At 64.4% G+C, this 6,934-nt stretch carries 7 protein-coding genes; all 7 read left to right on the top strand.

The window, feature by feature from the left end:
• The first annotated feature begins 149 nt into the window (after positions 1–149).
• The 7 genes from FJU11_RS15345 (at position 150) to FJU11_RS15375 (ending at position 6,739) form a co-directional block, all read left to right on the top strand.
• A complete protein-coding gene (locus tag FJU11_RS15345; RefSeq protein WP_141167953.1) occupies positions 150–1,271 on the top strand; it encodes an ABC transporter ATP-binding protein in 1,122 nt (373 codons plus the stop codon).
• A gap of 2 nt (positions 1,272–1,273) precedes the next feature.
• The gene (locus FJU11_RS15350) at positions 1,274–2,518 is read left to right on the top strand and encodes an extracellular solute-binding protein (protein ID WP_141167954.1); all 1,245 of its coding nucleotides are present in this window, start codon (positions 1,274–1,276) and stop codon (positions 2,516–2,518) included.
• Positions 2,519–2,603: 85 nt separating this feature from the next.
• Positions 2,604–3,515 carry a carbohydrate ABC transporter permease gene (locus FJU11_RS15355; RefSeq protein ID WP_235891059.1) on the top strand — a complete coding sequence of 304 codons (912 nt, stop codon included), beginning with the start codon at positions 2,604–2,606 and terminating at the stop codon, positions 3,513–3,515.
• Positions 3,512–4,384, top strand: a complete 873-nt coding sequence (locus FJU11_RS15360; protein ID WP_141167956.1) for a carbohydrate ABC transporter permease — start codon at positions 3,512–3,514, stop codon at positions 4,382–4,384. Before FJU11_RS15355 ends, FJU11_RS15360 begins: the two co-directional genes overlap by 4 nt.
• Positions 4,381–5,043, top strand: a complete 663-nt coding sequence (locus FJU11_RS15365) for an N-acetylmannosamine-6-phosphate 2-epimerase (protein ID WP_141167957.1) — start codon at positions 4,381–4,383, stop codon at positions 5,041–5,043. The genes FJU11_RS15360 and FJU11_RS15365 overlap by 4 nt, the downstream gene beginning before the upstream one ends.
• Entirely contained in the window at positions 5,040–5,948 is a 909-nt protein-coding gene (locus FJU11_RS15370; RefSeq protein ID WP_141167958.1) for an N-acetylglucosamine kinase, read from the top strand. The genes FJU11_RS15365 and FJU11_RS15370 overlap by 4 nt, the downstream gene beginning before the upstream one ends.
• On the top strand, positions 5,945–6,739 hold the full coding sequence (locus FJU11_RS15375; protein WP_141167959.1) for a GntR family transcriptional regulator: 795 nt from the start codon (positions 5,945–5,947) through the stop codon (positions 6,737–6,739). The genes FJU11_RS15370 and FJU11_RS15375 overlap by 4 nt, the downstream gene beginning before the upstream one ends.
• Positions 6,740–6,934 lie beyond the last annotated feature (195 nt).

Below are 6,934 nucleotides of genomic sequence, written 5' to 3' on the forward strand. Positions count from 1 at the left end.
CGTATTGTTTCGATCTCCCGCCGGGGACCTCGATGTTCGATGGTCCTGATTGGTATATTAATAGAGCCCAATTCGGATAAAGGCCTTTACTTGCGCAAGCGGCTCATGAAACCTTCGGGTCGCAACAACGGATCGATCGGGGGTGAACGTTGGCGACGCTATCGCTCGACAAGGTTTCCAAGCGTTTCGGAGAGACCGAAGTGCTGCACGGGATCGATCTCGAGATCGCCGACCAGGAATTCGTCGTCTTCGTCGGGCCATCGGGCTGCGGCAAGTCCACGCTTCTGCGCCTGATCGCGGGCCTCGAACCGATCAGCGGCGGAACGCTGCGCGTCAACGACGCGGACATGACGCGGGTGCCGCCGGCACGCCGTGACATCGCCATGGTCTTCCAGTCCTACGCGCTTTATCCGCACATGGACGTCTACGAGAACATGGCCTTCGGCGTGCGCATCCTCGGCCTGACGAAGGACGAGATCGACGGGCGCGTACACGAGGCCGCCCGCATGCTGCAGCTCGAGCCGCTGCTCAAACGCAAGCCGCGCGAGCTTTCCGGCGGCCAGCGCCAGCGCGTCGCGATCGGCCGGGCGATCACCCGCAAGCCGAAGGTTTTCCTGCTCGACGAGCCGCTCTCCAACCTCGACGCGGCCCTGCGCTCGCAGGTGCGCCTGGAAATCGCCCGCCTGCACCGCGAGATCGGCGGCACGATGATCTACGTCACCCACGACCAGATCGAGGCGATGACGCTCGCCGACAAGATCGTCGTGATGAACGAGGGCCGTATCGAACAGGTCGGCAGCCCGCGCGAACTCTACGAAACGCCGGCCAACGCCTTCGTCGGCACCTTCATCGGTTCGCCGAAGATGACCCTCGTCACCGCCCGGCGCGAGGGCCGGCGCTTTTCGCTTTCCGATGGCGGAGCGATCGAAGCCGATGCGCCGGCGGACGCAAAGGGCGACGTCATGCTCGGCATGCGTCCCGATGCCCTCACGCTCACCCGCGACCGCACGGCCGAAGGCTTCGAGGCCGAGACGGTCTACACGGAATATCTTGGCAACGAGGCCTACGCCTATGTGCGCCTCGCCGACGGCACGATGGCCGCCGTCGCCGTTCCGCCGAACGAGGATTACGGTCCGGACGAACCGGTGCGCGTGCAGGCGCGGTCGGGCATGCTGCATTTCTTCGACCCGGAAAGCGGCAGGCGACTTCGGCACGGTTCGCTGGCCGACGAACGGGGGGATTTCAATCGAGTGGAACAGGCAAGGAGGTAGACGTGTCCGTATTCAAGACCCTTGGTATCGCCGCCGGCGCAGCGGCGATCGCGGCTTCGATGGTGCCCGCGAGCGCGAGCGATCTGACGTTCTGGAGCTGGCGCCAGGAGGACAAGAGCCAGTACGAGAAGTACATCACGATGTTCGAGAAGGACCATCCCGACACGCATATTAAGTTCAAGGCGTACGAGGCGGACAACTACGCCACGATCCTTTCGACGGCGCTCGCCGGCGACCAGGGACCGGACCTGATGATGGTGCGTGCCTACGGCGCGTTCGAATCCGTGGCGGGCCCAGGCTACCTGATGGATCTCGACAGCAAGATCCCGGCGCTCGACACGTTCCCGAAGGCGGCGATCAAGGCCGAGACCTTGCGCTCCGACGGCAAGGTCTACGCCGTCCCCTTCGCCTCGCAGACCATGCTCGTCATGTACAACAAGGCAGTCTTTAAGAAGAACGGCATCGAGCCGCCGAAGACTTGGGACGACCTGATGGCGGACTGCAAGAAGCTGAAGCAGGCCGGCATCTACCCCTTCGCGAACGGTACGGCGACCGCCTGGCAGAACGAGACCATCGTCTTCGCGCTCGGCTCGTCCATCATGGGCAAGGGCTTCTACGACGACCTGCAGGCCGGCAAGGCGACGTTCGAGGACCCGCGCTTCGTCGAGGCGCTCGCCAAGCTCGACGCGGTCAAGAAATATTTCCCCAACGGTTTCACGGGGATCGACTACCCCTCCTCCCAGCAACTCTTCGCGTCGGGCATGGCGGGCATGTTCGCCGGCGGGTCGTTCGAGATCGCCAACTTCAAGCAGCAGAATCCCAAACTCGATATCGGCGTCTTTCCCGCTCCGCCGGAAAAGACCGGCAAGGATGCGCTCGTCAGCGTCTTCTACGATGGCGGCTATGCGGCCAACGCCAAAACCGAACACCCGAAGGAGGCGCTCGAGTTCCTGAAGTTCCTTGCCTCGAAGAAGTTCGGCCAGGCCTTCGCGAACGGCCTCGGCAACGTTTCCCCGGTTCCCGGCGTGCAGTTCAAGTCGCCGCTGCTCTCGCGTATCGCCGATCTGAACACGACATCGATCCCCTACGTCATGCTGGTCGATTTCCGCTACGAAAAGCCGAGTGGCTCGGTGGTTCTGCAACAGCAGATCCAGAAGATGATGGCCGGCAAGGCCACGCCGAAGGAAGTCGGCGCCAAGCTGACCAAGGATCTGGCAACGTACTACAAGCCGTTCCAGAACCAGTAACAGCACGTGCGCGCGCCGGCGTGGCGAACGGCGGCGTGCGACATTGCCGGGCAACGACGAAGGGAATGAGGAGGCGATGTTCGGAATGCGGATAACGCGACGCGGCCTGTGGATCGCCTGTCTGATCGTGCCCCCGGTTCTCGTCCTCGCGCTCTTCACGGTCTACCCGATCGTCACGGCGCTCGGCTACGCCTTCTTCGACTGGAACGGCGCGGCGCAGGGCGACTTCGTCTTCCTTCAGAACTTCCGGGACGTGCTCTTCCGCGAACCCTTCGCGACGTGGACCCGCAACGCCTTCCTGCACAACATCGTCGTCTTCGCGGTGCTGATGGTCGTGCAGAACGGCATCGGCTTCCTGATCGCCTACGCGCTATGGCGCAACCTGCCGGGCGCGCGCTTCCATCGCGTCGCGGTCTTCCTGCCGGTCGTCCTGTCGACGATCATCGTCGGCTTCGTCTGGAAGCTCTTCTTCAATCCGCTCTTCGGTCTGGTGAACCAGACACTGCGGGCGATCGGCCTCGACATGCTCGCCCAACCCTGGCTCGGACAGAGCTCGACGGCGCTCGGCGCGCTCATTCTCGTCAACGCCTGGCACTGGATCGGATTTCCCTCGCTCATCTATCTCGCCGGCATGCAGCGCATCCCGGGCGAGATCATGGATGCCGCCCGCATGGACCGCGACAGCGAACTCTCGATCCTCAGGCGCATCGTCTGGCCGCTGATCGCGCCGAGCGCGACCATCGTCTTCATCCTCACCTTCATCGGCTCGTTCAACTGGTTCGAACTTCCCTACATCATGGCGGGCGTCGACGGCTCGCCCTACGGCTCGACCGACGTTCTCGGCCTTTATTTCTACCGTACCGCCTTCGGCAACCAGAGCGCCGGCACGCAGGACTTCGGCCACGGTAGCGCGCTCGCCGTCATCACCTTCCTCTTCATTGCCGTCGTCGCCGGCTTCTGGACGGTGCACCTGCGCAAGCGCGAGATCGAGCTATGACGGCGGTGGACGCTTCCCGAAACGCCGCCGCGCGCGAGCGCTCCGGCCTCGGCGTCTTCACGCAGGACGCGCTCCTGCAGATCTTCCTGATCGCGAACACGTTCATCATGCTGTTCCCGATCCTCGTCATGGTGCTGAACGGGTTCAAGACGAATGCCGAGATCTTCTCCTCGCCGTTCGCGCTGCCCAATTTCCAGAACCTTTCGAATTTCGAGGCGATCGCCACCGGCACGAGCTTCGTGCGCTACCTCTTCAATTCCGTGCTCGTCACCGGTCTTTCCATCGGCTTCATCCTGATCCTCGGAACGATGGCCGCCTACGCGATCGCGCGCTACGCCTTTCGCGGGTCCGGCCTGCTGCTCCTCTTCTTCATCGCCGGCCTGACCGTGCCGCTGAAGCTCGCGATCATTCCGCTCTTCATCCTCATGCGCGATCTCGGCCTTCTCGATACGCAGTTTTCGCTGATCTGCGTCTATACGGCGATGGGCCTGCCCTCGACGGTCTTCATCATGACCGGTTTCATCCGAACCCTGCCGCGCGACCTCGAGGACGCCGCCCGCATGGACGGTGCAAGCGAGTTCAAGATCATGCGGTCAGTCATTCTGCCGCTGGCGCGCCCCGCCATGGTCATCGCCGCCATCCAGAACCTCGTGCCGATCTGGAACGACTTCTTCTTCCCCCTGGTCTTCATCCAGACGGAATCGCTGAAGACCCTGCCGCAGGGGCTGACGACCTTCATGGGCGAATACAACACGAACTGGGGCGTGCTCTTCGCGGGCCTGACGCTGGCCGCGGCGCCGATCACCCTGGTTTACATCGTGCTGTCGCGTCAGTTCATCAACGGTATGACCTCGGGAGCCGTGAAATGAGCGCCATTCCCAAAGGCTGCCTCGTCGTCTCCTGCCAGGCGCGCGTCGACAACCCGCTGCACGGCCCGCAGTTCATGGGCGCGATGGCGCGTGCGGCGGCCGAAGGCGGTGCCGGTGCCCTTCGCGTCAACGGCCCCGAGGACATCGCGGCGGCACGCGAGGCCGGACTGCCGATCATCGGCATCAACAAGATCTTCTCCGACCATCCGGTCTACATCACGCCGAGCTTCGAAGCGGCCGAGGCCGTCGCGCGTGCCGGCGCCGATATCGTCGCACTCGACTGCACGCATCGCCCCCATCCGTGCGAAGCACCCGAGGTCCTCGTGCGCCGCATCCGCGAAGAACTCGATCGTCCAGTCTTCGCCGACATTTCCACCCTCGAAGAAGGCATCGCGGCCGAGGCGATGGGCGCGGCCTACGTCGCGACGACGCTCGCCGGCCATACCGGCGGCCCGGTCCCCGCCCTGCCCGATCTCGCGCTGATCGAAGCGCTTGCGAGCCGCTGCACCGTTCCGGTCGTCGCGGAAGGGCGCTTCAACACACCAGAACTCGCAAGGGCGGCGATCGACGCCGGTGCGCACGCCGTCGTCGTCGGCACGATGATCACCAATCCGCGCGAGATCACCCGCGCATTCGCCGCACGGGTTTCTCCCGCATGAACACGACGTTCCTCGGTATCGACATGGGCGGCACCGGTTCGCGTTTCGCGCTCGTGGATCGTGACGGAACCCTCATCGTCCGCGGCGTGGCGGGTGGCGGCACCGGTAACCTTTTCAGCGATGCCGCGCGAAGCGAATTCCATGAGGCGATCGCCGAGATCGCGACGGCCTGCAGACCGCATGCGATCACGGCGACCGTCGCCGGCATCACCGGCCTCGGCGCGCCGGTCGAACCGACCGCGCGGGGGATCCTCGCCGACGTCCTCGATCTGCCGGTCGATGCCATCGGCCTCTTCAACGACGCCGAACTCGCCTATCACGCCGCATTCTCGCCCGGCGAAGGTCATCTGATCGCGGCCGGAACGGGTACGATCGGCCTTCATGTCGCACCCGACGGAACGTCGACGCGCGTCGGCGGACGCGGTCCGCTGATCGACGATGCCGGTTCGGGAAGCTGGCTCGCCTTGCGCGCGCTCGAAGCCGTCTTCCGCGATATCGACCGGAACGGCCGGCCTACCGAAACGGCGATCCTCGCGCGCCACCTCTTCGCGGCGATCGATGGATACGACTGGGATACGGTGCGCGGCTACGTCTACGGCAACGGCCGGGGAAAACTCGGCGAACTGGCCGTTGCCGTCAGCGCCGCCGAAAGCGAGGGTGATCCTATTGCCGCCGATCTGATGAAACGCGCCGGCGACGAACTCGCCCTTCTGGCAAACGCACTTCGCGCCCGTTGCGGGCGGCTCCCGATCCACGTTACCGGCCGCGTTCCGTCGCTTTCGCCCGTGCTGCGCGACACGTTCAGGCAAGCGCTTGGCGACGTGCAGATACGCTTCGAGGCGATCGACGTCGCGCTGGCGGCAGCGCAACTGGCTGTGAAAAACTTCGGCGGAAGGGCCCGATGACCGCGAAATGCCCGAGCGTCGGCGAGCAGGAAAAGCTCGTCGAATGGCTGAACCTGAACGCGAAGGCGAGCGGGCCGATCTACATGCAGCTTGCCGAGCGCATGCGGGCCGCAATCCTCAGTGGCCATTTCGATTCCACCTCGCCCCTTCCGCCCGAGCGCGAGCTTTCCGCGCTCATCGGCGTTTCGCGAACCACCGTGCGCAAGTCGATCGACGTCCTCGTCGCCGAAGGCCTGCTCGACCAGCGACACGGCTCCGGCACCTATGTGATCCCGCGCGTGGAGCAACGGCTGTGGGGGTTGCGAAGTTTTTCTCAGGAAATTCGCGCGCGGGGGATGAACCCGTCTTCGGTAGTGCTCGAAAAAACCGTTGCGCAACCCGCTTCGGAGGAGATGCTGGCACTCGGCCTCGGCTCCGAAGCGCGTGTGTTGCGCTACAACCGGTTGCGGCTTGCCGACGATGTTCCGATGGCGATCGAACGGGTGACGATCGAACACAGCCTCATCGGCGACATCGCCGAGATCGGAGATTCGCTTTACGAGACGCTCGCTCAGCGCGGGCGCCCGCCGGTTCGCGCGCTTCAGCGCATTTCCGCCGATACCGTTTCGCCGCGGGATGCCGAACTCCTGTCGGTGCGGCCGGATTCCGCCGTGCTCGTCCTCGAACGGCGCAGCTACACGGCGGACGGGACGGTCCTCGAATTCACGCGCTCGACCTACCGGGCGGACCGGTACGATTTCATCGTCGAGCTGACGATGCAGGAAAACGGCGTCGATCTCGTCCGCGTCTGATCCGGCGATCGCGACACACGGCACGCTTAACGACGCGTTAACCACGCCGGGCGCAAGCTCCGCGCCAATCGTCCACGTCGCGTAGAGAAACGGGAGCGGGTTCTCTTTCGAGCCCGGAGAGAGCATGGATCGCATACGCATAGTCGGTGGCCATCGTCTGAACGGCAGCATTCCGATCTCGGGTGCGAAGAACGC

Origin of the sequence: Pararhizobium mangrovi (assembly GCF_006516965.1) — a bacterium.
GTDB classification, from domain to species: Bacteria; Pseudomonadota; Alphaproteobacteria; order Rhizobiales; family Rhizobiaceae; genus Pararhizobium_B; species Pararhizobium_B mangrovi.